We start from the raw sequence: 24,965 nt of genomic DNA on the forward strand, positions 1-24,965 counted from the left end.
AAACCCGGCAGTAAATAATGTATTGAATATTACGTGGTCCGTGCTCAGAATATCCGTTCAACCTTATTGTGACAATGGTTAATTGTGACATTGACCTGAATTACGCTTTCATAAAAACATATTAACCAAATAAATATTTTTAATGGATATTTAAATTAAAGGATATATTCATGCAGTCAATAACACCTCCATTAATTGCCGTTATTGGTAGCGATGGTTCAGGCAAGTCAACGGTGTGTGAACATCTTATTACCGTTGTCGAAAAATATGGTGCTGCCGAAAGAGTTCATTTAGGAAAACAGGCCGGAAATGTCGGTCGTGCAGTGACAAAATTACCTTTGATGGGAAAATCCTTACATAAAACAATTGAACGAAATCAGGTGAAAACAGCAAAAAAATTGCCTGGACCAGTTCCGGCGCTGGTAATTACAGCGTTTGTCGCCCGTCGCTTACTGCGCTTTCGTCATATGCTTGCCTGTCGTCGTCGCGGGTTAATTGTTCTAACCGACCGTTATCCTCAGGACCAAATTCCTGGCGCTTACGATGGTACGGTGTTCCCACCTAACGTTGAAGGTGGTCGTTTTGTCTCATGGCTGGCAAGCCAGGAACGTAAAGCGTTTCACTGGATGGCGAGCCATAAGCCTGATCTGGTCATCAAACTCAATGTTGATCTTGAAGTTGCCTGTGCACGTAAACCCGACCATAAACGGGAATCGCTGGCGAGGAAGATTGCCATAACGCCACAGTTAACCTTTGGTGGTGCACAACTGGTTGATATCGATGCCAATCAGCCACTGGAACAGGTGTTGGTTGATGCAGAAAAAGCGATTACGGATTTTATGACCGCACGTGGTTATCACTAGTCAAAAATGGAAATGCCCGATCGCCAGGACCGGGCATTTTCAGGAAGGTTAAATCAACTGCAATGCTATCCAGTACAGCCCACCAGAAAGAAAAATTGCCGCCGGTAAAGTAAACACCCACGCCATCAGGATGCTGGTTACCGTTTTACGCTGTAACCCACCGCCGTCCACCACCATCGTCCCTGCTACCGCAGACGAGAGGACGTGTGTTGTGGAGACAGGCATCCCAATATAACTGGCAAGGCCGATAGACACTGCCGCCGTCATTTGTGCCGCCATGCCTTGCGCATACGTCATGCCGCGCTTACCAATCTTCTCACCGATGGTCATCGCTACACGACGCCAGCCAATCATGGTGCCAATGCCGAGCGCCAGTGCTACCGCCATGATGATCCACACCGGAGCGTACTCAATGGTGCTTAACATATCGCTGCGCAGTTTTTTCAGCAGGTTCTGGTCTTCTTTACTGACGCCTGGCAGTTTCGCCAGCTTCGCGGAGGTATCAGAGATGCACAGCATAATGCGGCGCAGCTGGCTGCGCTGACTCACGCTTAACGGCTCGTAACTTTCCATATTGCCTGGCAGCATCGTTTTAACGCGCGCAATCGCATCAAAGGTATTTGCCGGATGACAGTGAAACTCTGTTACTTGCGTGCCATCAGTCGATGCTGCAGGCAATGGAGGTTCCATCGCAATCAACTTCTGCGGCAGTTCAGGATGCTGTTGCAGGTAGTGTTCGAAGTTGGTAACGGCATCGCGGGTACGGGTAATTTCATAGCCGGACGCATTCATATTGACGACGAAGCCAGCAGGGGCAATCCCCACCAGTACCAGCATTACCAGGCCGATCCCTTTCTGCCCGTCGTTCGCGCCGTGCGAAAACGCCACGCCCGCAGCGGAAACAATCAGCGCAATACGCGTCCAGAATGGCGGTTTACGTTTGCCCTTTTTCTTTTTGCGATCTTCCGGAATGCGGTGAATACGGTCACGCTTTTTCGTCCCACTCCAGAAACGGCGCAGCAGGAAAATCAGACTACCCGCAATGACCAGGCCGACGATAGGGGAAACAATCAGCGAGGAGAAAATTTTGGTTACTTCACGCAGGTTTAACGCATCCATCACCGATGAGCCGGTTAACAGCGCGTTGGTTAAACCGATGCCGATAATCGCACCAATCAAGGTGTGCGAACTGAAGGCCGGTAAACCAAAGAACCACGTTCCCAGGTTCCAGATAATCGCCGCCAGCAGCATGGAAAAGACCATCGCCAGACCGTGAGTTGACCCCATATTCAGCAACAAATCGGTTGGTAACATATGGACAATGGCATAGGCAACGCTAAGTCCGCCCAATAACACGCCAAAAAAGTTAAAAAATGCCGCCATCACCACAGCAAGTTGTGGCTGCATGGCACGAGTATAAATAACGGTTGCCACCGCATTCGCCGTGTCATGAAAACCATTGATTGCTTCGTAGAACAACACAAATGCCAGAGCAAGTAATAACAAAAGCCCCGTATATATATCAAGGCCAACAAATAAATTTAGCATATATTAGATTACGCCATTTTGAATTTACGAACGGACGCATTATCAGTGACTTTAACGGCATGGGCAAAGTGAAATATCATTTTTTAACGATAAAAAGAGTGTTATTTCTTGTGTATCAGACAATAAGCATTCATTCAAAACCTTTAGAAATAATCAAAACACAGGTATTCCACTGGTTAATATATTCACATATGAAATGAATAAATATTGGAATATATAAATATTGGAATATATAAATATTGAATATTTTGATTAATCCCCGTACTAATTATTCTTCATAATCAGTACGGGGTTGCTACAACATGTATTACTTTTTCACCACAATTAACGGTTCAATATCACTCTCTTTTTTGATGACCAGTGATTCATCACCGCGCAAACACGTCCCACCGTAGTTGCCGCCAACGGTGAAGGTACATACCTGAATGTATTTACCGTCCACTTTCGGCAAACACCACAGTTGCTGATAGATGTTTTTCTGCTCGGCAAATTTACCGCTGGTTTTGTCCAGCACCTCTTCATGATGGCTGACCAGGTCGATATTGCTACCACAGCGACCGGCGATCGGTTTCACTGCGTAACCTGTTTTCACCAATTCATCATTAACAGTGAAATCGGTATCCAGCAGGTAACGATGGTGCGGGAACAGCGACCAGAGGATCGGCAGAATCGCTTTGTTGCCGGGGATCACCGTCCACAGCGGCTCAAAGACCAGCACTTCCGGGCGCAGCAATACGTCGATAAGACGCACTTCGTTTTGCGGATGACCGGTACGGATTGGCACCGCAGCAAACTCACGGTCGCTAACTTCACGAATCTGATCAAACGCGGTTTCCCACGCCCAGGTTTTCCACACGCAGTTAACCAGTCGCCCTTCCCCATCAATCAGTTGCCCGGCAGCATCCCAGCCCAGTTCATCCAGCCCGCGCAAGATACGCGTTTCAAAGCCCGCCTGGTGCAGCGCCTGCTCCATAAACTGCGCGTGATAGTTTTCCTCGATATCTTTGTCCTGCATGATATGGACAAACGGACGTGCACGACTGTGTTTCCAGGCACCAGCCAGTTCGTTAATCAGCCCTTCCGCCGGATTGAAGCCGTTGCCTTTATAGCCCTGCTCCGCCCAACGTTCGAGGATCAAGCCCGCTTCGGTATGACAGGAGGCGGAGTCGGCGTTGTATTCGTAAACCTTCAGGCCACGCTCATCCATGCAGAAATCCATACGACCAGTGATCATATGGTGACGGCGACGCTGCCAGGAGAGACGCAAACGTGGCCAGAGGATTTTCGGAATGTCGAACAGCGCCAGCAGGTTGTCATCTTTCAGCACCTTGTCGGTTGCGTGAAGATACATCAGATGCAGCTCGTTGGTGGCTTTAATTAGCTCCTGCTCGGCACTCTCGGTAATGGTGTAGTAATGATACGGATCCTGATTGATCACCTGACCGTTGGCCTGCACATAGGCGTTTTGTAGCGGATCTTTTTCATCCAGCCATTTACCGTCAAACTGGCCTTTGTTTTCCAGACGCGCTCCACTGATTTTCAGCAGCTCGCCTGCAATTTCCGGCTGCGGTAAGCTGTATTCAGTATCTTCCGTCTGGATCATCCAGCCCAGAATGGTGGTGTCATCAAAAGTGTCTTTAAGGGTATAGCAGCCGTTTTCGACCACCATCTCCAGCTCGCGCGTCCACTGTTGCCCTTGCGGCAACGGGGAATGAATCACGTTCTGTTCCGCAATACGGACTTTGTTGCCATGCAATTGGGTAATGATGGCGACATGGCCAGTGTCTTTAAATTCACCGCCTTTATCCCAGATAAGAAGCGCACCCGCGACCGGCGCACGCGGCGAGCCGTTAGGAAATGCCTGCAATGGCAGGATGTTGTCATTAACCACTTCTCGCAGGAAGCGCAGCGAGAAAATCTCCCACGCCATACCCACGTCAGTAAAGACCACACCGTAATTCAGAAAGAGAAAACGGCGAGCAAATTCAACGCATTGCCACTTGTGGCCCATATATTCGTCGTCGATATAGCTACGGAATACGGCGTCATCTTCGTATTCCTGCGGATCGAGAGAACTGTAATCTGAAGAGTAGATTGCTACCCCACCTGGGGCGTAGCCCAATAATGTCCCGAACGGGGCATCCTGGCTGGTCGTTCCTTTGCTCATCACTTTACCTTTAACAATACAACCTAAGCAGTTGGCGTAATTGTTGTGCTCTGATTACCTGCTCAGCGACATTAACCGGACAGAGGTCAGACTAATCATACACCTCATCGCAGCGGCTGGCGCAAAGGGTTAAAAAATTCACATTCTGTACAGCAAGTGACCTGCTACACTGCTTCAACACTACCACTCAGAAGGCAACTCACTATGACAGACAATACTTATCAGCCCGCGAAAGTCTGGACGTGGGATAAATCCGCTGGCGGCGCGTTCGCCAATATCAATCGCCCGTTTTCTGGTCCGACGCATGAAAAAACGCTGCCCGTTGGCAAACATCCATTGCAACTTTATTCGCTGGGAACGCCGAACGGTCAGAAAGTAACGATTATGCTTGAGGAGCTACTGGCGCTGGGCGTTACTGGTGCAGAATACGACGCCTGGCTGATTCGTATTGGCGATGGCGATCAATTCTCCAGCGGCTTTGTCGAAGTGAACCCAAACTCGAAGATCCCGGCGCTGCGCGATCATACGCATAATCCGCCGATCTGCGTGTTTGAATCTGGTTCGATCCTGCTTTATCTGGCGGAGAAATTTGGCTACTTCCTGCCGCAGGATCTGGCAAAACGGACTGAAACGTTGAACTGGCTGTTCTGGTTACAGGGTGCCGCGCCGTTCCTCGGCGGTGGTTTTGGTCACTTTTACCATTACGCGCCGGTGAAAATTGAGTACGCCATCAACCGCTTTACCATGGAAGCCAAGCGCCTGCTCGACGTGCTGGATAAGCAACTGGCGCAGCATAAGTTTGTTGTGGGCGATGAGTACACCATTGCGGATATGGCGATTTGGCCGTGGTTTGGCAACGTGGTGCTCGGCGGCGTGTATGATGCCGCAGAGTTTCTGGATGCGGGAAGTTATAAACATGTGCAACGCTGGACGAAAGAAGTGGGCGAACGTCCGGCAGTGAAACGTGGGCGTATTGTTAACCGCACCAACGGGCCGCTGAACGAGCAGTTGCATGAGCGCCATGACGCCAGTGATTTTGAGACAAATACAGAAGATAAGCGTCAGGGGTAAGGGTTGGTGTTCGTCGCAGCAAGCCATCCAGGCCGGATAAGGCGTTCACGCCGCATCCGGCAATCGTGCACAATGCCTGATGCGACGCTGCCGCGTCTTATCAGGCCTACAAAAGCTAATCATCACGCGCTGGTAATGTCGTAATCCATTTGGCGCAGTGCGTCTAATGTGGCTTTGGCTTCATCTTCGTCGATGATGCTCATGGCAAATCCGACGTGTACCAGCACCCACTGGCCCAGCAGATCGGCAGGGTTACCTTCGCAAATCAGGGCGATATTCACGTCGCGCTTGATACCACATACTTCAACCTGCGCAAGCTGGTGAATATCTTCACCGACAGCCAGCACCTGGCCTGGAACGCCAATACACATTGTTAACTCCGGTTATTTCGATTGCCGGACAAACGCGAAAAAGAACCTTTAGCGGGTGTTCCCTCTCACCCTAACCCTCTCCCCGGAGGGGCCAGGGGACCGTCCGTGCGCTTTTTAGGCGTTGTCCTCAGTCTTATTCAACTTCAATACTTTTGACGATCAGCGAATCGCCGGTATCGACACGCAACCGCTCGCCGTGACAGAGCGGACACTGCGCATCGTGCTGATGAATCTCCACCACCTGGCTGCAATCCCAGCACCAGGCTTGGGCGGGTTTATAGACGATATGTAAATCGCACCCTTGCGCCACCGTTCCGTGGCAGACAATTTCAAAACTAAAACGGACGGCGCTCTCCTCAACGCAGGAGAGCGCGCCAATTTCCAGCCACACGGCGGTGACGCGCTTAACATCGTGCTGCTCCGCCTGCCGTTGGATAATTTCAACGGCGCTCTGGCAAAGCGACAACTCATGCATTTTCGCCCCTCCTGCGGCCAAACAGCAGGGCGCGACGCCCTGCGTGTGGTACATCCGGATTGGTGACTGGCAACGAAAGGATCATTCGTGCGCAGTCATCCGTCAGGCGTTGGCCTTCTTCAATCGACATGCTGTGTGAAAGCGGCGACATCAGCGAACAGGAGAGGTATTGCGAAACACCGTCCAGTTCGCCAACGGTAAAGGTCATGGTGCCATACGGCAGTTGCAGACCAATTTTTTCACTCACTTTGCGCAGCGGCCAGAGTTGATCCGGGCCGGGGAAGATAACTGCACTCAGCATCCACGGGGTGATCACACACCCCGTCCACTGACCTTCGAACAGCGTAAAATCAGAAACATACACCGGCATTGAAGGATGCAGAAAAGAGAGATCGTGCATCGAACGCCGGGCAATTTCTTCAAACGCTGCCTGTACTTGCGCCTTCGGGGAGGTCTGGAAACCTGCTATCTCTTCAGTCATGAATCGCCTCCCGTGGGATGGCTTCCACGCCTGATTCGCGCAGCGCAGCCAGAACCTGCTCAAGCGCAGGTTCAATCATTGCTTCAACCGTCGGCGTTAAGCCGATGTGTGGCTCCAGCGATTCCGGGATCACGCCGACCAGGGTCAGCTTTTTCGGAAACTCACCGGTGAAGCGCAGGGCCGACAATACGTCGGCCAGGCCAAGCTGATGCGGAGAGATTTTGTTGGTAAACAACGCCGGAACTTCTTCATCCCGCAGGATCATCATCGTTCCCGGCGTGTTCTTTTTCGACACAATGGCATCCGCAATAATCAGATGATCGCGATTTGCCATGTCGCCAAGCAGCTCCATTCCCGCCGTGCCGCCATCGAGGATCTCAACATAATCCGGCAGAATGTATCGTTGCTCTAACGCTTCGACAATCCGCACGCCGATGGCTTCATCGGTCAGCAAAATATTGCCGACCCCTAAGACTAAAATACGCATTACAGAACCTTCACTGAAACCACTTCGTTGCCGTCGGCATCCACTACGTGTACCGCACAGGCCATGCACGGGTCGAAGGAGTGAATGGTACGCACCACTTCCAGCGGTTTATTCGGATCGGCAACCGGTGTACCCACCAGCGACTGCTCGTAAGGACCGACGTCATCATTGAAGTTACGCGGACCAGAGTTCCAGGTTGATGGAACAACCGCCTGGTAGTTGCTGATGATACCGTCTTTAATAACCATCCAGTGAGAGAGCATACCGCGCGGCGCTTCGAGGAAGCCAACACCTTTGAACTCACCCGTTGCCGGAATGTTCGGCTTCACAAAGGTGGTGTGATCGCCTTTGCCGATATTGGTGATCAGTGCACTGTATTGGTTTTGCAGGATATCCTGCAATTCACAGCAGTGAACGGTACGACCAATAATACGGCCCAGCGTGGAGTGCAGCTGTGCCACTTCCAGCGTGTTGCCAGTCAGTTTCTGATAAATCGCAACGATTTCATTCAGTTTGTTCTGGGTAGATTCGCGACCTGCCGCCAGTTTCACCAGCATATTAGCCAGCGGACCCACTTCTACCGTTTTGCCGTAGAAAGTCGGTGATTTCACCCAGGAATATTTCCCGTCGTCAGACCAACCATCATAAGCCGGAATGGTGGTACCTTCCCACGGCGCCTGTGGCGCTTCGTCTTTATACCAGGAGTGCTTCGCGCTTTCCTGAATGCCTTTGATCAGGTATTCATCGGAATGAGAAGTGATCGGACGATACGAGGACAGATCCGCATTCTCAATGTAGCCGCCCGGGAACAGGAAGCTGCCGTTTTTGCTGTCGGTCGGGAATTCCGGCACGCTCAGGTAGTTCACCGCACCTTTACCGCGCGTCAGCCATTCCGGGTAGAACGCGGCGATAACCGCGGTATCAACCTTATAAACCTGCTCAACAAAGTCGCTCAGTTTGTCGATGAAAGACTTGATGTACATCAGGCGCTCAAGGTTCAACACGCCCAACCCGTCGAGGTTGATTGGGTTCGCGACACCACCCACTGCCAGGTTCTGAATGTGCGGCGTTTTACCGCCCAGCAGCGCCACGACGCGGTTAGCGTCACGCTGGCACTCCAGCGCCTGCAGGTAGTGCGCTACCGCAATCAGGTTCACTTCCGGCGGCAGTTTCATCGCCGGGTGACCCCAGTAGCCATTGGCGAAAATACCCAACTGACCGCTGGCAACCAGATCTTTGATCTTGTTCTGAACTTTAGTGAACTCTTCCGGACTGTTCAGATGCCAGGTCGAAACGCCTTTCAGCATTTCGGAGGCTTTGGTTGGGTCAGCTTGCAGTGCAGAAGTGATGTCCACCCAGTCCAGCGCCGAAAGCTGATAGAAATGAACGATATGGTCATGCGTGGTGTGCGCAGCCAGAATGATGTTACGGATGTATTGCGCGTTAACCGGAACGTCGATATTCAGCGCACTTTCTGCCGCACGAACGGAAGACAGCGCGTGAGTGGTAGTACATACGCCACAGATACGTTGCACAATCATCCATGCATCGCGCGGATCGCGGTTTTTCACGATCTCTTCCATGCCGCGCCACATGGTACCGGAAGCCCATGCTTTCGAAACGACGCCATTTTCGATTTCGCAATCGATGCGTAAATGCCCCTCAATACGGGTTACCGGATCAATAGTAATTCTCTGGCTCATGCTTTGCTCGCCTCATGACGATTATGATCGTTTTGTTTTAAAGGAGGAAGTATCGGCAGTAGACGAATGAGTACGATGTAAGCGCAAATCTCAATAGCCACAAAACCAATAGAAATCAACAGTTCTTCCCAGGTCGGGAAGTAGGCGTAACCGCCGCCCGGGTTGAATGCCACCAACGAATAGGTCAGACGCCAGGTTGCACAACCTAACAGTGCGCTCAGTGCTGACAGGAACAGCATGCGGGAATCATTACGCAGCTTCGCCACACGCAGAACGACCAGCGGGAAGAGCATCAGCAGGACTTCAATCCAGAACATCAAGGAGTAGAAGTCACCGGCAAACGCTAACGACAGCTTGTCGCGATAGATAAGCTCGCCAAAGCGCAGCCCGATGAAAATCGCCAGCAACACACTGATGGTGTTGGTCAGCTTGACGAACAGGCTCTTTTCATCCGGACCGTTGCCACGCAGACCCGCCTGCACCAGTGAACCTTCAAAGATGACAATCGAGAAGCCCATGATGAACGCCGTCAGCAGCGAGAACAGCGGCAACATTTCATAGCTCTGCCAGAGCGGATGCACCTTGTAGCCCGCCGAGATCATCAGCGACCCCATTGAAGACTGGTGCATGGTCGGCAGCAGCGCACCGAGCGCGATGATGAAGAACATCACCTTGTTCAGACGTTGTAGCGACACCTTCCAGCTCAGACGTTCAAACAGTGCCGGAGCAAACTCCAGAGCCATCACGCCGATGTAGATAGTCATACAGACCGCCGTCTCGAACAGTACCGAGTTCACGTTGAAGTGACCCGGAATGTAGAAGTACGGCAGGTTCCAGTAGCGACCCACGTCGATAGTGATCGACAAGCCACCCAGTGAGTAACCAAACAGACTCGCCAACAGCGCCGGACGCACCAGCGGATGGTATTGCCCACGGTTAAAGACGTATACCGCCCACGCCAGCGCCCAGCCGCCACAGGCAAAGCCGGTGCCAATCAGCAGGTCAAACGCGATCCACACGCCCCACGGGAAGCCGCCGTTCAGGTCAGAGACAGAGCCCAGACCGAACACCAGACGCTTCACAATCAGGAGCATACAGATGACGATTAACGGTCCAAAAATCATGACCGGTTTACTGATGATTTTGCCGCCCAGCGGTTGTGGATCATGACTCATGATCGTCTCCTCCGTCGTGATGGTCGTTTTTGGTGTTGCGACGAACCAGCACGGTTAAGCCCGCCAGCACAGCCAGTGGTAGCATCATGCCTTTATACAGGGTGTGTTGAATATTTTCGGAACGCGCACCGGTAGAAAGATCGTCCAGTTTCGGCAGGTCGAGATTTTCATAAGGCACACCCGTCAGTACCAGAACCTGAGTACCGCCGCCCTCTTTCTCGCCGTACAGATGCGGATAATATTTCGGCACCGTATGCAGGTAAGTGTCGCCAGATTTCAGCGTCTGACGCGGATAGTGGTATTCGCTGCCAGGCTTCAGCGCCAGACGTTTTTTCGCCTCCGCCATCAGCTCTTCACGCGTACCGAAAATCACCGCGCCCGCCGGGCACACTTCTACGCAGCCAGGCAGACCGCCTTTATCGAGACGTTCCACACCTTTCTGGTTGCACAGCTCGCACTTATGCAGCGCACCAAACGGGTTGTTGTAGTCGTACTTCGGCACGTTGTACGGACAGGCGACCATGCAGTAACGGCAACCGGTGCACACGTCTTTGTCGTAATGGACAATGCCGGTTTTCGGATCTTTTTTCAGTGCAGAGACCGGGCACACAGAGACACAGTTCGGATCGACGCAGTGCATACACTGTTTCTTAATGTACGCGTAGCCGTTCTCCTCCTGGTCTTTGTTGACCCCTGTGCCGCTGGTCCACACCTGAATGATGTTATTGGTATACGGCGACAGTTTGTCGTTGTTCGACCAGGTCTGTTCCCCTTGCGGGTTACGTTCAGGGAAGTTGATATCCTGACACTTGGTGACGCAAGCCTGGCAGCCTACGCACAAGGTCGAGTCGTACAACATCCCCAGCGATCCCGGAATTGGCGGGCGGTTTTCAGCAGCCGCATGACTGACAGACGGCAGCGCGCCCGTCAGCAATGCCCCGCAGGAGGCTGCTTTAATAAAATTACGTCTGTTCACGGTTATTCTCCCCGTGAGTCAGAGTTATCTTTCTTTTGCTGACGACCCAGTTCACGCACCGCCATCACGCTGACACCGGCAACCAGCCCAACCACACCGCCGAGCAAACCAATAGCGCCTGCAGAGACGTTGCCGCCCTCTTTAGCGTTAACATCCGGTTTCTGTGAACGCGGAGTCTGATTTTCGACGTTGGCAAGCTGATGGATGCCTTTATGGAAGCCGATACCTTTTTCGTTACAGCCATAGCACGGGTGACCAATCGCCACCGGCCACACACCGCCAACATCGCAGAATTGCAGCGTTGAGCAGTTGCCGTAAGTTTCTGGCCCTTTACAGCCGAGGTGGTACAGGCACCAGCCTTCGCGGTGGCCTTCATCACCGAACTCTTTGGCAAAACGACCAGCATCGAAGTGCGGGCGACGTTCGCAGTGTTCGTGAATCAGACGGCCATAGGCGAAGGTCGGACGGTTTTTGTCATCCAGTTTCGGCGGTTTGCCGTAAGTGATGATGTGCGCAACGGTCGCGAGGAAGTTGTGCGGGTTCGGCGGGCAGCCCGGAATATTGATAACGGTTTTGCCTGGCAGAACTTCTTGCAAGCTGACTGCGCCAGTTGGGTTAACTCCAGCTGCGGCAACACCGCCCCACGCGGAGCAGGAACCAATAGCGATAATGGCTGCTGCGCCTTCCGCCGCTTTGCGGATGTGATCCACAATCGGCTCACCGGCAACCATGCAATAAATACCGTTATCTTTTAATGGGATGGAACCATCCACCACTAACACATACTGCCCTTTGTACTTCTCGAGAGCGTTATGTTTGTTCTCTTCGACCTGATGACCGAAGGCGGCGGAAAGCACTTCGTGATATTCCAGAGAGATAGTCTCCAGCACGAGGTTTTCTACCGTTGGATGCGTTGCACGAAGCAGAGATTCCGTACAACCGGTGCACTCCTGCGCGCCAATCCAGATAACTGGCGGACGCTGCGGGTTAGTAACCGATTCGGCCATCTCTGCAGCGGCTTTGCTACTTAACCCCATGGTGGCGGCTAATGCTGCACAAAGCTTCATGAAATCACGACGGTTAATGCCGTGAGAATGGATGAGGGTGTTATCTCCAGTCATTTATAGTTATTCCGTTGCGAAGACCTGGCATATATTTTGCCTCAATCGCAAAATCAATAATGCGATCGATGCGCCATTTACCACACATTCATTATGGTTATCGATATCATGATACTGCGGCGGGGCGCTAAAACGAAGGGAAGAAGCATTAGTGTAATTAATTAAAGCAAGATAATACGTATGTTTGATCAATTTTCGAGGCGATAACCGGCCATAAAAAAGCGCAACGTAGAACAGGAATTATTCTCACGAAAGAAATCCATTACCATCTCTTTATCCAGTCCATAGCGGCGCGTCAGAATACCCGCTTCCCAGGCGCTAAGCTGGCGATCTCCGGTCTTTTCGTACATCCGGTGTGAGTAGCCTAATACAAAACCGCGTTTATAATCGGCACAGAATTTTGTCACATTAACCGCACTGTCGGCATGCGTTGCTTTTAATCCCGCCATTAAGCCTTTACCAAAATGGTTATTCATCGTTCACCTCATTCGCTATATATCGCCATATATAACGATATTTTAGGCAAAGAACGACTTTTGCGCACGCTATTTTTTCATACTTGTTTAAGACGTAATCCCGTAAGAGATAAACCTATCAGGAGAGATATTTATCGAACCATTTCAGTGTCCTTTGCCAGGCAAGATCGGCGGCAGATTTGTCATAACGGGGCGTGGAATCATTATGGAATCCGTGATTAACCCCCGGATAGATATAAGCCTCATAAACCTTATTATTGTCTTTCAACGCCGCCTCGTAAGGAGGCCAGCCCTCATTGATTCGGGTGTCCAGTTCCGCGAAGTGGAGTAGTAAAGGCGCTTCAATCTTCGCCACATCGGCAGTGGGTGCCTGACGACCATAAAACGGCACCGCGCAGGCCAGTTCCGGATACGCGACAGCCGCCGCGTTCGATACGCCACCGCCATAGCAAAATCCGGTAATACCCACTTTACCTGTCGCTTGCGGATAGCGTTGCATAAACTCAATTGCGGCAAAGAAATCATTCATCAGTTTGGTTGGATCAACCTGCTGTTGCAGCTCACGACCTTTATCATCATTTCCCGGATAACCTCCAACGGAACTTAATCCGTCAGGTGCCAGGGCGATATACCCCGCCTTCGCCACTCGCCGTGCCACATCTTCGATATACGGATTCAGTCCACGATTCTCATGCACCACCCCCACGGCTGGCGTTTTGCCGCTCATTTTTGCGGGTTTCACCAGATAACCCCGTACCTCGCCGTGACCATTTGGCGAAGGATACGTGATGTACTCAGCAACAATCTCCGGGTCGGTAAACTCTACCTGAGTCGCCAGCGCATAATTTGGCTTGAGCAAATCAAACAACGCTAATGCCGTCATCCCGCCCACCGCATACTTCGCCGCAAGGTTGAGGAACTCACGTTTCGAAATTTTCCCGTGAGCGTAATAGTCGTAGTAATCCAACAACTCTTGTGGGAAATCTTTGGCGGTTAAACGCGGCATCGTTGCATTCCTCAACTGGTGTTTTTTTAAGCAAAGCATAAGCGCGTGTTTTTGCCCAGTTTTTCGTCACTCTGTGAGCCAGACTACGGGATACGCGCTGGCGAATCGCTAAACTAGAAACATTGTTTCGAAATTGAACGGTGGAAAGGAGAGGTCATGGTCTGGTTAGCGAATCCCGAACGTTACGGGCAGATGCAGTACCGCTATTGCGGAAAAAGTGGTTTACGCCTGCCCGCGTTATCGCTCGGTTTATGGCACAATTTCGGTCACGTTAACGCGCTGGAATCACAGCGTGCAATCCTGCGTAAAGCGTTTGATTTAGGCATTACGCACTTTGATTTAGCCAACAATTACGGGCCGCCTCCAGGAAGCGCAGAAGAGAACTTTGGTCGCCTGCTGCGCGAGGATTTTGCTGCTTATCGCGATGAACTGATTATCTCTACCAAGGCTGGCTACGATATGTGGCCCGGCCCGTACGGCTCTGGCGGTTCACGTAAATACCTGCTCGCCAGCCTCGACCAAAGCCTGAAGCGTATGGGGCTTGAGTATGTCGATATCTTTTACTCTCATCGCGTCGATGAAAATACGCCGATGGAAGAAACCGCCTCTGCGCTGGCTCATGCGGTACAAAGCAGTAAGGCGCTGTATGTCGGGATCTCCTCTTACTCGCCAGAGCGGACGCAAAAAATGGTCGAGTTGCTGCACGAGTGGAAAATTCCGCTTTTAATTCATCAACCTTCGTACAATTTACTGAACCGCTGGGTGGATAAAAGCGGCCTGCTGGATACCCTGCAAAATAACGGCGTGGGCTGTATTGCCTTTACTCCTCTGGCTCAGGGATTGCTGACCGGAAAATATCTCAACGGCATTCCGCAAGATTCACGGATGCATCGTGAAGGGAATAAAGTTCGTGGTCTGACGCCGAAAATGCTTACCGAAGCCAACCTCAACAGCCTGCGCTTATTGAATGAAATGGCACAGCAGCGTGGACAATCAATGGCACAAATGGCGTTAAGCTGGTTGCTGAAAGATGATCGCGTGACGTCGGTATTGATTGGTGCCAGCCGCGCGGAGCAACTAGAGGAGAACGTGCAGGCGCTGAATAATCTGACATTTAGCACCGAGGAGCTGGCGCAGATTGATCAGCATATCGCCGATGGCGAGCTGAATCTGTGGCAGGCGTCGTCCGATAAATGACCTGTTAATAACGGGCGCGCGAACCGCGCCCGAATCAGATCAGTGATTATGACGAGTCAGTCGGTCAAGATAGCCCATCACAAATGCAGAAAGCACAAACGTCAGATGGATAATGACGTACCACATCAGTTTGTTATCCGGGACATTTTTCGCATCCATAAAGACGCGCAGTAAGTGAATGGAAGAAATTGCCACAATCGACGCTGCTACTTTGTTTTTCAGCGACGTTGCGTCCATTTTCCCCAGCCAGTTCAGCTTCTCTTTGTTCTCGGAGATATCCAGCTGTGAGACGAAATTCTCATAACCGGAAAACATCACCATCACCAGCAAACCGCCAACCAGCGTCATATCCACCAGCGACAGCAACACGAGGATCAAATCTGATTCCGCCATCGAGAAGATATTCGGCAGTACGTGAATAATCTCCTGGAAGAACTTCAGCGCCAGGGCAACTAACGCCAGCGAAAGGCCAAAGTACACGGGGGCAAGCAACCAGCGAGAAGCATACATTGCATTTTCAAGAAAACGTTCCATACATTCCTGTCGTGTAGTTAAAACGGGCAACAGTATATCGCAATTGAGTAAACAGCACGCAACAGCAAATCAACATATACGTTAAACCTTTGTCGCATAATTCTGAGGTTTAGGGATCTTCCTGGTTCCCTTATCAACGCATCGAGAGCGTCTACCCTTAAAGGACGTTGAACCTGAAGGGAGAAAAACGATGTCTCATTTAAAATGACCCGACCACGCAGTATTACACTGGTGAATATCCCAAACAGAAACAACCGACGCCAGGCATCCAGGCGAAGATGACACCGATACCGGATTGCGGCGAGAAAACCTATGTTGGTAGCGGTCGCCTGAAAGATCGTAAAGCACTGGTGACAGGGGGCGATTCCGGAATAGGTCGCGCTGCCGCCATCGCTTACGCGCGTGAAGGGGCTGACGTGGCGATCAGTTATCTTCCCGTGGAAGAAGAAGACGCTCAGGATGTGAAAAAGATCATTGAAGAATGCGGACGCAAAGCCGTTCTGCTGCCAGGCGATTTAAGCGATGAGAAATTCGCCCGTTCGCTGGTTCACGAAGCGCACAAGGCGTTAGGCGGGCTGGATATTATGGCGCTGGTCGCCGGGAAACAGGTTGCCATTCCGGATATTGCAGACCTCACCAGCGAACAGTTTCAAAAGACCTTTGCCATTAACGTTTTCGCGCTGTTCTGGCTAACCCAGGAAGCGATCCCCCTGCTACCGAAAGGTGCAAGTATCATCACCACTTCGTCAATCCAGGCATACCAGCCAAGTCCGCATTTACTGGACTATGCGGCTACGAAGGCGGCGATTCTGAACTACAGCCGTGGCCTGGCAAAACAGGTCGCGGAGAAAGGTATTCGGGTGAATATTGTCGCGCCAGGCCCTATCTGGACGGCACTGCAAATTTCCGGCGGACAAACGCAGGATAAGATCCCGCAGTTTGGTCAGAAAACGCCGATGAAGCGTGCGGGGCAACCGGCGGAACTGGCCCCTGTATATGTTTATCTGGCAAGTCAGGAGTCGAGCTACGTCACCGCAGAAGTGCACGGCGTGTGCGGCGGCGAGCATTTAGGTTAAAAAAATGCCCGGTTGTGAAAAGCAACCGGGCATCATTGTGAATTCACTCTTACCTGATGTGGCGAAAACGCCTTATCCGCCTACAAACGCATGAAGATTCAACATGTTGCAATAGATTTTGTAGGCCTGATGAGCGTAGCGCATCAGGCAATTCTACTTTACTTCGCTTTGGCGGTTTCTTCGCCGACCAGACCTATCTTCAGGTAACCCGCCTGATGCAGCGTATCCATTACCTTCATCAACGTCTCGTAATCGACGGTTTTGTCCGCTCGGAAGAAGATGGTGGTGTCTTTCTTGCCTTCGGTTAACGCATTCAACGCCGTAATCATTATTTCATCGGTGACCGGATCGTTACCGATAAACATCGAGTTGTCTGCCTTCACCGACAGATAAACCGGTTTTTCCGGGCGCGGCTGCGGCGTGCTGGTAGAAGCAGGCAAGTTCACCTTCACATCTACCGTCGCTAACGGTGCCGCCACCATAAAGATAATCAGCAGAACCAACATCACGTCGATAAACGGCGTCACGTTGATATCATGCATTTCGCCGTTATCGTCGAGGTTTTCGTTAAGATGCATTGCCATCGGACATTATCCTGCGCGTAATTTTTGTGCGACACGAACCGGATGCGCAGCGGCGCTGGCTTCCAGATCCAGGTCACGGCTTTGCAGCAACAATACCTGCGCTGCAACATCACCCAGCATCGCTTTAAAGCCGCCAATCTGGCGTGCAAATACGTTATAGATAACGACCGCAGGAATCGCTGCCACGAGGCCGATTGCCGTTGCTAACAGAGCTTCTGCGATACCCGGCGCAACGACTGCCAGGTTAGTGGTCTGCGTTTGCGCGATACCAATAAAGCTGTTCATGATGCCCCAGACCGTACCAAACAGACCAACGAACGGAGAAATCGCGCCGATGGTTGCCAGATAGCCGTTACCGCGGCCCATTTGACGACCCACTGCGGCGACCCGACGCTCCAGACGGAAGCTGGTACGTTCTTTAATACCTTCGTTATCGTCGCTGCCTTCTGACAGTTCCAGCTCATTCTGCGCTTCATTGAGCAAATGCAGGCTTAAGCTTTTGCTACCAAAATCAGCGGCGATATCGTTGGCTTGGTTTAAGGAACGTGCTTCAGCCAGCAGTTGCTGCTCGCGCTTAAGGCGACGCTTCTGATTGAAGAACTCTACGCTCTTACTGAAGAAGATTGCCCAGGTGACTACGGAGGCCAAAATAAGCCCAATCATCACGCACTTAACGACAATATCGGCGTGCTGATACATACCCCAGACGGAAAGGTCCGTCTGCATTAAATTATTACCCACTGTGTATCTCCAGGACGCAAGTCACAAAATCTGCGCATAATAATATCAAAACGACGTCGAATTGATAGTCGTTCTCATTACTATTTGCATACTGCCGTACCTTTGCTTTCTTTTCCTTGCGTTTACGCAGTAAAAAAGTCACCAGCACGCCATTTGCGAAAATTTTCTGCTTTATGCCAATTCTTCAGGATGCGCCCGCGAATATTCATGCTAGTTTAGACATCCAGACGTATAAAAACAGGAATCCCGACATGGCGGACAAAAAGCTTGATACTCAACTGGTGAATGCAGGACGCAGCAAAAAATACACTCTTGGCGCGGTAAATAGCGTGATTCAGCGCGCTTCTTCGCTGGTATTTGAGAGTATGGAAGCCAAAAAGCACGCGACGCGCAATCGCGCCAATGGCGAGTTGTTCTATGGACGGCGCGGAACGTTAACCCATTTTTCCTTACAACAAGCGATGTGTGAACTGGAAGGTGGCGCAGGCTGCGCGCTATTTCCCTGCGGGGCGGCAGCGGTTGCTAATTCGATTCTTGCTTTTGTCGAACAGGGCGATCATGTGTTGATGACCAACACCGCCTATGAACCGAGTCAGGATTTCTGTAGCAAAATCCTCAGCAAACTGGGCGTAACGACATCGTGGTTTGATCCGCTGATTGGTGCCGATATCGTTAAGCATCTGCAGCCAAACACTAAAATCGTGTTTCTGGAATCGCCGGGTTCCATCACTATGGAAGTCCACGACGTTCCGGCGATTGTTGCCGCCGTGCGCAGTGTGGTGCCGGATGCCATCATTATGATCGACAACACCTGGGCAGCCGGTGTGCTGTTTAAGGCGCTGGATTTTGGCATCGATGTTTCTATTCAGGCCGCCACCAAATATCTGGTTGGGCATTCAGATGCGATGATTGGCACTGCCGTGTGCAATGCCCGTTGCTGGGAGCAGCTACGGGAAAATGCCTATCTGATGGGCCAGATGGTCGATGCCGATACCGCCTATATAACCAGCCGTGGCCTGCGCACATTAGGTGTGCGTTTGCGTCAACATCATGAAAGCAGTCTGAAAGTGGCCGAATGGCTGGCAGAACATCCGCAAGTTGCGCGAGTTAACCACCCTGCCCTGCCTGGCAGTAAAGGACACGAATTCTGGAAACGAGACTTTACAGGCAGCAGCGGGCTATTTTCCTTTGTGCTTAAGAAAAAACTCAATGATGAAGAGCTGGCGAACTATCTGGATAACTTCAGTTTATTCAGCATGGCCTACTCGTGGGGCGGGTATGAATCGTTGATCCTGGCAAATCAACCAGAACATATCGCCGCCATTCGCCCACAAGGCGAGATCGATTTTAGCGGGACCTTGATTCGCCTGCATATTGGTCTGGAAGATGTCGACGATCTGATTGCCGATCTGGACGCCGGTTTTGCACGGATTGTATAACATTGCCACTTTTGGACAATTTTGCAGACATTTTATTGTGAAAAGTCTTAAATTGTTGCGTCCGGGATCAAGGCGTCCCGGACGATTCAGGAGTACAATAGGCAGATAAAGGCTTAAACGCTGTTCCACAGGAAAGTCCATGGCTGTTATTCAAGATATCATCGCTGCGCTCTGGCAACACGACTTTGCCGCGCTGGCGGATCCTCATATTGTTAGCGTTGTTTACTTTGTCATGTTTGCCACGCTGTTTTTAGAAAACGGCCTGCTGCCCGCCTCATTTTTGCCAGGCGACAGCTTGTTGATACTGGCAGGCGCATTGATTGCCCAAGGGGTTATGGATTTTCTGCCTACGATTGCGATTCTGACCGCCGCAGCAAGTCTGGGCTGCTGGCTAAGTTATATTCAGGGGCGCTGGTTAGGGAATACCAAAACGGTGAAAGGCTGGCTGGCACAGCTTCCTGCTAAATATCACCAGCGCGCCACCTGCATGTTTGACCGCCATGGTCTGCTGGCGCTGCTGGCTGGACGTTTTCTTGCATTTGTCCGTACGCTGCTGCCAACCATGGCGGGAATTTCCGGTCTGCCAAACCGCCGTTTCCAGTTTTTCAACTGGTTAAGTGGATTGCTGTGGGTCAGCGTGGTAACCAGTTTTGGCTATGCCTTAAGTATGATTCCGTTCGTTAAACGCCATGAAGATCAGGTAATGACGTTCCTGATGATCCTGCCAATTGCCTTGTTAACCGCTGGCTTGTTAGGCACGCTGTTTGTGGTGATTAAAAAAAAATACTGTAACGCCTGACGATTTTCCCCGTTCCCGGCAGCTGTACCGGGAACGTATTTAATTCCCCTGCATCGCCCGCATTCTTGCCGCATCTTCCCCCGGCGTCACACCGAAGTAACGTTTAAACTCACGGCTAAATTGCGATGCGCTTTCATAGCCGACGCGCATCGCTGCTGCGCTGGCCTTCATGCCGTCATGGATGATCATCATCCGCGCCTTATGCAGACGGTAATTCTTCAAATACTGCAACGGCGAGGTGCTGGTGACAGACTTAAAATTATGGTGGAACGCCGATACGCTCATGTTGGCTTCTGCCGCCAGTTGCTCGACGCTCAGGTTTTCGGTGTATTTATTCTCAATTCGTTTCAGCACGCGGCTAATCAGACTGAAGTGAGTCTGGCGACTGACCAGCGCCAGTAACGCGCCGCCGCAAGGTCCGGTCAGCACGTAGTACAGAATTTCGCGGATGATCTGTTTGCCGAGAATACGCGCATCCAGTGGTCGCTCCATCACGTCGAGTAACCGCTCCGCCGCGCATAAAATCTCTTCTGATAACGTGGCGGAGTTAATCCCGCTGGCTGCCATCGACGGCTGGAAATGCTCATCTTCGCCAATGTCCATCAACAGTTCCTGTAACTGCAAAATATCGACATTGAGACGCAACCCTGCCAGCGGCACCTCTGACGTGGCATAGGTTTCGCACTCAAACGGCAACGGCACCGTCAGCAGCAGGTATTCATTGGCATCATAACGAAACACGCGTTCATTGATATAACCGATTTTATGCCCGGAAAAGAGAATTATGATGCCAGGCTCGTACATCACCGGTGTACGTGCGAAAGGCGTCTCGCCATACAACAAACGCACATCGGGCAACAGTTCTGACAAACTATTTTCTTTATTTTTCAGTTTATTAACTTTATCCGCCAGCAAGCGACAAATCTCTTCACGTTTCATATCGCGTAATTTCTTAGGAATAATGCGGCAATTTGATTGTGCGCAATTTTGTAGCATTTCTCCAGCACTCTGGAGAAATAGGCAAGACATTGGCAGAAATGAGCATTGAGAGCCAGGGCGCTGGCGATCACAATGAAAAACATCAGGCAGATCGTTCTCTGCCCTCATATTGGCCCAGCAAAGGGAGCAAGTAATGAACAACTTTAATCTGCACACCCCAACCCGCATTCTGTTTGGTAAAGGCGCAATCGCTGGTTTACGCGAACAAATTCCTCACGATGCTCGCGTATTGATTACCTACGGTGGCGGCAGCGTGAAAAAAACCGGCGTTCTCGATCAAGTTCTGGATGCCCTGAAAGGCATGGACGTGCTGGAATTTGGCGGTATTGAGCCAAACCCGGCTTATGAAACGCTGATGAACGCCGTGAAACTGGTTCGCGAACAGAAAGTGACTTTCCTGCTGGCGGTTGGCGGCGGTTCTGTACTGGACGGCACCAAATTTATCGCCGCAGCGGCTAACTATCCGGAAAATATCGATCCGTGGCACATTCTGCAAACGGGCGGTAAAGAGATTAAAAGCGCCATCCCGATGGGCTGTGTGCTGACGCTGCCAGCAACCGGTTCAGAATCCAACGCAGGCGCGGTGATCTCCCGTAAAACCACAGGCGACAAGCAGGCGTTCCATTCTGCACATGTTCAGCCGGTATTTGCCGTGCTCGATCCGGTTTATACCTACACCCTGCCGCCGCGTCAGGTGGCTAACGGCGTAGTGGACGCCTTTGTACACACCGTGGAACAGTATGTTACCAAACCGGTTGATGCCAAAATTCAGGACCGTTTCGCAGAAGGCATTTTGCTGACGCTAATCGAAGATGGTCCGAAAGCCCTGAAAGAGCCAGAAAACTACGATGTGCGCGCCAACGTCATGTGGGCGGCGACTCAGGCGCTGAACGGTTTGATTGGCGCTGGCGTACCGCAGGACTGGGCAACGCATATGCTGGGCCACGAACTGACTGCGATGCACGGTCTGGATCACGCGCAAACACTGGCTATCGTCCTGCCTGCACTGTGGAATGAAAAACGCGAGACCAAGCGCGCTAAGCTGCTGCAATATGCTGAACGCGTCTGGAACATCACTGAAGGTTTCGACGATGAGCGTATTGACGCCGCGATTGCCGCAACCCGCAATTTCTTTGAGCAATTAGGCGTGCCGACCCACCTCTCCGACTACGGTCTGGACGGTAGCTCCATCCCGGCTTTGCTGAAAAAACTGGAAGAGCACGGCATGACCCAACTGGGCGAAAATCATGACATTACGTTGGATGTCAGCCGCCGTATATACGAAGCCGCCCGCTAAGCTTTTTACGCCTCAAACTTTCGTTTTCGGGCATTTCGTCCAGACTTAAGTTCACAACACCTCACCGGAGCCTGCTCCGGTGAGTTCATATAAAGGAGGAACGTATGGCTAATCCAACCGTTATTAAGCTACAGGATGGCAATGTCATGCCCCAGCTGGGACTGGGCGTCTGGCAAGCAAGTAATGAGGAAGTAATCACCGCCATTCAAAAAGCGTTAGAAGTGGGTTATCGCTCGATTGATACCGCCGCGGCCTACAAGAACGAAGAAGGTGTCGGCAAAGCCCTGAAAAATGCCTCAGTCAACAGAGAAGAACTGTTCATCACCACTAAGCTGTGGAACGACGACCACAAGCGCCCCCGCGAAGCCCTGCTCGACAGCCTGAAAAAACTCCAGCTTGATTATATCGACCTCTACTTAATGCACTGGCCCGTTCCCGCTATCGACCATTATGTCGAAGCATGGAAAGGCATGATCGAATTGCAAAAAGAGGGATTAATCAAAAGCATCGGCGTGTGCAACTTCCAGATCCATCACCTGCAACGCCTGATTGATGAAACTGGCGTGACGCCTGTGATAAACCAGATCGAACTTCATCCGCTGATGCAACAACGCCAGCTACACGCCTGGAACGCGACACACAAAATCCAGACCGAATCCTGGAGCCCATTAGCGCAAGGAGGGAAAGGCGTTTTCGATCAGAAAGTCATTCGCGATCTGGCAGATAAATACGGCAAAACCCCGGCGCAGATTGTTATCCGCTGGCATCTGGATAGCGGCCTGGTGGTGATCCCGAAATCGGTCACACCTTCACGTATTGCCGAAAACTTTGATGTCTGGGATTTCCGTCTCGACAAAGACGAACTCGGCAAAATTGCAAAACTCGATCAGGGCAAGCGTCTCGGTCCCGATCCTGACCAGTTCGGCGGCTAACGTGCAAATTCTCCCGGTGGCGGTAATGTTCCGCTACCGGACTTTTCAGAAATCATTTATTCCCCTCGCGTCCCGCCCGTTGTTACTCTTCCTTGTTCAGGAATGCCAAATATAAGGACATCATCATGCAGAGCCGGAAGCTCTTAAAAGAACAACTCATCTATATCCGGGATAAACGCAACGGAGAGGTGAAAAACAGATGAAAATAATACTTCTGTTTTTAGCAGCCCTGGCAAGTTTTACCGTACACGCGCAGCCTCCTTCACAGACCGTAGAACAAACAGTCCGGCAGATTTATCAGAACTATAAATCAGATGCCAGTACGCCTTATTTCGGTGAAACCGGAGAGCGGGCGATAACTTCAGCGCGTATTCAACAGGCGCTTACCCTGAACGACAATCTTACACTACCGGGCAATATTGGCTGGCTGGATTATGATCCGGTTTGTGATTGTCAGGATTTTGGCGATCTGGTGTTAGAAAGCGTAGCGATAACCCAAACTGACGTCGATCATGCCGATGCCGTTGTGCGCTTTCGTATCTTTAAAGATGATAAAGAAAAGACCACACAGACACTGAAAATGGTGGCGGAAAATGGTCGTTGGGTCATTGATGATATTGTCAGCAATCATGGCAGCGTCTTACAAGCAGTTAATAGCGAGAATGAAAAAACGCTGGCCGCTTTAGCTTCGTTGCAGAAAGAACAGCCAGAATCCTTTGTTGCTGAACTCTTTGAACATATTGCTGATTATAGCTGGCCGTGGACGTGGGTGGTTTCCGACTCTTACCGCCAGGCGGTTAATGCCTTCTATAAAACCACCTTCAAGACGGCCAATAATCCCGATGAAGATATGCAAATAGAACGGCAATTTATTTACGACAATCCGATCTGTTTTGGCGAAGAGTCGCTATTTTCACGCGTTGATGAAATTCGAGTCCTGGAGAAAACCGCCGATTCCGCCCGCATTCATGTTCGTTTTACGCTGACCAATGGCAACAATGAAGAGCAAGAGCTGGTTTTACAGCGGCGCGAAGGTAAGTGGGAAATCGCTGATTTTATCCGCCCGAACAGCAGCAGCCTACTTAAGCAGATTGAGGCAAAAACCGCCGCCAGATTAAAGCAATGAGCTGAATTAAATAACAATTAGCCGGAACAATAAATAAAAGGGAACACTATATGAAAACGATTTTCACCGTGGGAGCTGTTGTTCTGGCAACCTGCTTGCTCAGTGGCTGCGTCAATGAGCAAAAGGTCAATCAACTGGCGAGCAATGTACAAACATTAAATGCCAAAATCGCCCGGCTTGAGCAGGATATGAAAGCACTACGCCCACAAATCTATGCTGCCAAATCCGAAGCTAACAGAGCCAATACGCGTCTTGATGCACAGGACTATTTTGATTGCCTGCGCTGCTTGCGTATGTACGCAGAATGATAAAAAAATCCCC

General features: G+C 51.1%; 25 protein-coding genes and 1 pseudogene. 10 read left to right on the plus strand and 16 right to left on the minus strand.

Annotation, left to right across the window (positions count from 1 at the left end; translation table 11 throughout):
• The first annotated feature begins 170 nt into the window (after positions 1-170).
• Positions 171-863, plus strand: a complete 693-nt coding sequence (locus ACUU1M_RS04135) for a dTMP kinase (RefSeq protein WP_001190781.1) — start codon at positions 171-173, stop codon at positions 861-863.
• A gap of 48 nt (positions 864-911) precedes the next feature.
• Here the strand turns inward: ACUU1M_RS04135 and pitB are convergent, their stop codons facing one another.
• Together pitB and gss are read right to left on the minus strand one after the other, a co-directional pair.
• A complete protein-coding gene (pitB, locus tag ACUU1M_RS04140; protein WP_000933264.1) occupies positions 912-2,411 on the minus strand; it encodes an inorganic phosphate transporter PitB in 1,500 nt (499 codons plus the stop codon).
• Between the two features lie 307 nt (positions 2,412-2,718).
• A complete protein-coding gene (gene gss / locus ACUU1M_RS04145; RefSeq protein ID WP_001297309.1) occupies positions 2,719-4,578 on the minus strand; it encodes a bifunctional glutathionylspermidine amidase/synthase in 1,860 nt (619 codons plus the stop codon).
• A gap of 204 nt (positions 4,579-4,782) precedes the next feature.
• Between gss and yghU the strand changes: the two genes are divergently transcribed.
• Positions 4,783-5,649, plus strand: a complete 867-nt coding sequence (gene yghU, locus ACUU1M_RS04150; protein WP_005076962.1) for a glutathione-dependent disulfide-bond oxidoreductase — start codon at positions 4,783-4,785, stop codon at positions 5,647-5,649.
• A 122-nt stretch (positions 5,650-5,771) separates the two neighbouring features.
• Here yghU and hybG read toward each other — a convergent pair whose 3' ends face one another.
• From hybG to yghX, 10 genes are all read right to left on the minus strand, one after another.
• Positions 5,772-6,020: a hydrogenase maturation factor HybG gene (hybG, locus tag ACUU1M_RS04155; protein ID WP_000334896.1), complete on the minus strand. Its 249-nt coding sequence runs from the start codon at positions 6,018-6,020 to the stop codon at positions 5,772-5,774.
• Between the two features lie 133 nt (positions 6,021-6,153).
• Positions 6,154-6,495: a hydrogenase maturation nickel metallochaperone HypA gene (gene hypA / locus ACUU1M_RS04160; protein WP_000544953.1), complete on the minus strand. Its 342-nt coding sequence runs from the start codon at positions 6,493-6,495 to the stop codon at positions 6,154-6,156.
• On the minus strand, positions 6,488-6,976 hold the full coding sequence (gene hybE / locus ACUU1M_RS04165) for a hydrogenase-2 assembly chaperone (RefSeq protein ID WP_000134012.1): 489 nt from the start codon (positions 6,974-6,976) through the stop codon (positions 6,488-6,490). Before hybE ends, hypA begins: the two co-directional genes overlap by 8 nt.
• Entirely contained in the window at positions 6,969-7,463 is a 495-nt protein-coding gene (locus ACUU1M_RS04170) for a HyaD/HybD family hydrogenase maturation endopeptidase (RefSeq protein ID WP_001221946.1), read from the minus strand. Before ACUU1M_RS04170 ends, hybE begins: the two co-directional genes overlap by 8 nt.
• Positions 7,463-9,166, minus strand: a complete 1,704-nt coding sequence (hybC, locus tag ACUU1M_RS04175) for a hydrogenase 2 large subunit (protein WP_000083065.1) — start codon at positions 9,164-9,166, stop codon at positions 7,463-7,465. The genes ACUU1M_RS04170 and hybC overlap by 1 nt, the downstream gene beginning before the upstream one ends.
• Positions 9,163-10,341, minus strand: coding sequence for a Ni/Fe-hydrogenase cytochrome b subunit (gene hybB, locus ACUU1M_RS04180; RefSeq protein ID WP_000017709.1), 1,179 nt, complete (start codon positions 10,339-10,341; stop codon positions 9,163-9,165). Before hybB ends, hybC begins: the two co-directional genes overlap by 4 nt.
• Entirely contained in the window at positions 10,331-11,317 is a 987-nt protein-coding gene (gene hybA, locus ACUU1M_RS04185; protein ID WP_001081870.1) for a hydrogenase 2 operon protein HybA, read from the minus strand. Before hybA ends, hybB begins: the two co-directional genes overlap by 11 nt.
• 2 nt (positions 11,318-11,319) lie before the next feature.
• The gene (gene hybO, locus ACUU1M_RS04190) at positions 11,320-12,438 is read right to left on the minus strand and encodes a hydrogenase 2 small subunit (protein ID WP_000145414.1); all 1,119 of its coding nucleotides are present in this window, start codon (positions 12,436-12,438) and stop codon (positions 11,320-11,322) included.
• 188 nt (positions 12,439-12,626) lie between these two features.
• Positions 12,627-12,914 carry a DUF2623 family protein YghW gene (yghW, locus tag ACUU1M_RS04195; protein ID WP_001059136.1) on the minus strand — a complete coding sequence of 96 codons (288 nt, stop codon included), beginning with the start codon at positions 12,912-12,914 and terminating at the stop codon, positions 12,627-12,629.
• A 118-nt stretch (positions 12,915-13,032) separates the two neighbouring features.
• Positions 13,033-13,920 carry a YghX family hydrolase gene (gene yghX / locus ACUU1M_RS04200; RefSeq protein WP_005076966.1) on the minus strand — a complete coding sequence of 296 codons (888 nt, stop codon included), beginning with the start codon at positions 13,918-13,920 and terminating at the stop codon, positions 13,033-13,035.
• A 156-nt stretch (positions 13,921-14,076) separates the two neighbouring features.
• On the opposite strand from yghX, the gene gpr reads away from it, so the two are divergent.
• Positions 14,077-15,117, plus strand: coding sequence for an L-glyceraldehyde 3-phosphate reductase (gene gpr / locus ACUU1M_RS04205; protein ID WP_000262176.1), 1,041 nt, complete (start codon positions 14,077-14,079; stop codon positions 15,115-15,117).
• Between the two features lie 39 nt (positions 15,118-15,156).
• Here the strand turns inward: gpr and ACUU1M_RS04210 are convergent, their stop codons facing one another.
• Positions 15,157-15,651, minus strand: a complete 495-nt coding sequence (locus ACUU1M_RS04210) for a TIGR00645 family protein (protein ID WP_000439331.1) — start codon at positions 15,649-15,651, stop codon at positions 15,157-15,159.
• A gap of 190 nt (positions 15,652-15,841) precedes the next feature.
• Between ACUU1M_RS04210 and yghA the strand changes: the two are divergent.
• Positions 15,842-16,727 (plus strand): annotated as a pseudogene (gene yghA / locus ACUU1M_RS04215) (NADP(+)-dependent aldehyde reductase).
• 158 nt (positions 16,728-16,885) lie between these two features.
• Here the strand turns inward: yghA and exbD are convergent.
• Together exbD and exbB are read right to left on the minus strand one after the other, a co-directional pair.
• A complete protein-coding gene (gene exbD / locus ACUU1M_RS04220) occupies positions 16,886-17,311 on the minus strand; it encodes a TonB system transport protein ExbD (protein WP_001240709.1) in 426 nt (141 codons plus the stop codon).
• Positions 17,312-17,317: 6 nt separating this feature from the next.
• The gene (gene exbB / locus ACUU1M_RS04225; protein ID WP_000527844.1) at positions 17,318-18,052 is read right to left on the minus strand and encodes a tol-pal system-associated acyl-CoA thioesterase; all 735 of its coding nucleotides are present in this window, start codon (positions 18,050-18,052) and stop codon (positions 17,318-17,320) included.
• A gap of 251 nt (positions 18,053-18,303) precedes the next feature.
• Between exbB and metC the strand changes: the two genes are divergently transcribed.
• Together metC and yghB are read left to right on the plus strand one after the other, a co-directional pair.
• Positions 18,304-19,491, plus strand: a complete 1,188-nt coding sequence (metC, locus tag ACUU1M_RS04230) for a cystathionine beta-lyase (RefSeq protein WP_001302355.1) — start codon at positions 18,304-18,306, stop codon at positions 19,489-19,491.
• 139 nt (positions 19,492-19,630) lie between these two features.
• Entirely contained in the window at positions 19,631-20,290 is a 660-nt protein-coding gene (yghB, locus tag ACUU1M_RS04235) for a DedA family general envelope maintenance protein YghB (protein WP_000268419.1), read from the plus strand.
• Positions 20,291-20,329: 39 nt separating this feature from the next.
• Here yghB and yqhC read toward each other — a convergent pair whose 3' ends face one another.
• Complete coding sequence (yqhC, locus tag ACUU1M_RS04240) at positions 20,330-21,229, minus strand: DNA-binding transcriptional regulator YqhC (protein ID WP_001298382.1); 900 nt, start codon at positions 21,227-21,229, stop codon at positions 20,330-20,332.
• 193 nt (positions 21,230-21,422) lie between these two features.
• Between yqhC and yqhD the strand changes: the two genes are divergently transcribed.
• From yqhD to yqhH, 4 genes are all read left to right on the plus strand, one after another.
• Positions 21,423-22,586, plus strand: coding sequence for an alcohol dehydrogenase (gene yqhD, locus ACUU1M_RS04245; RefSeq protein ID WP_001058804.1), 1,164 nt, complete (start codon positions 21,423-21,425; stop codon positions 22,584-22,586).
• Between the two features lie 104 nt (positions 22,587-22,690).
• Complete coding sequence (gene dkgA, locus ACUU1M_RS04250) at positions 22,691-23,518, plus strand: 2,5-didehydrogluconate reductase DkgA (protein ID WP_000013151.1); 828 nt, start codon at positions 22,691-22,693, stop codon at positions 23,516-23,518.
• Positions 23,519-23,717: 199 nt separating this feature from the next.
• Positions 23,718-24,644 carry a YbjP/YqhG family protein gene (locus ACUU1M_RS04255; protein WP_000691641.1) on the plus strand — a complete coding sequence of 309 codons (927 nt, stop codon included), beginning with the start codon at positions 23,718-23,720 and terminating at the stop codon, positions 24,642-24,644.
• Between the two features lie 50 nt (positions 24,645-24,694).
• On the plus strand, positions 24,695-24,952 hold the full coding sequence (gene yqhH, locus ACUU1M_RS04260) for a lipoprotein YqhH (protein ID WP_000848528.1): 258 nt from the start codon (positions 24,695-24,697) through the stop codon (positions 24,950-24,952).
• Positions 24,953-24,965: the final 13 nt, after the last annotated feature.

It is taken from the genome of Shigella sp. SIG6 (assembly GCF_053555815.1).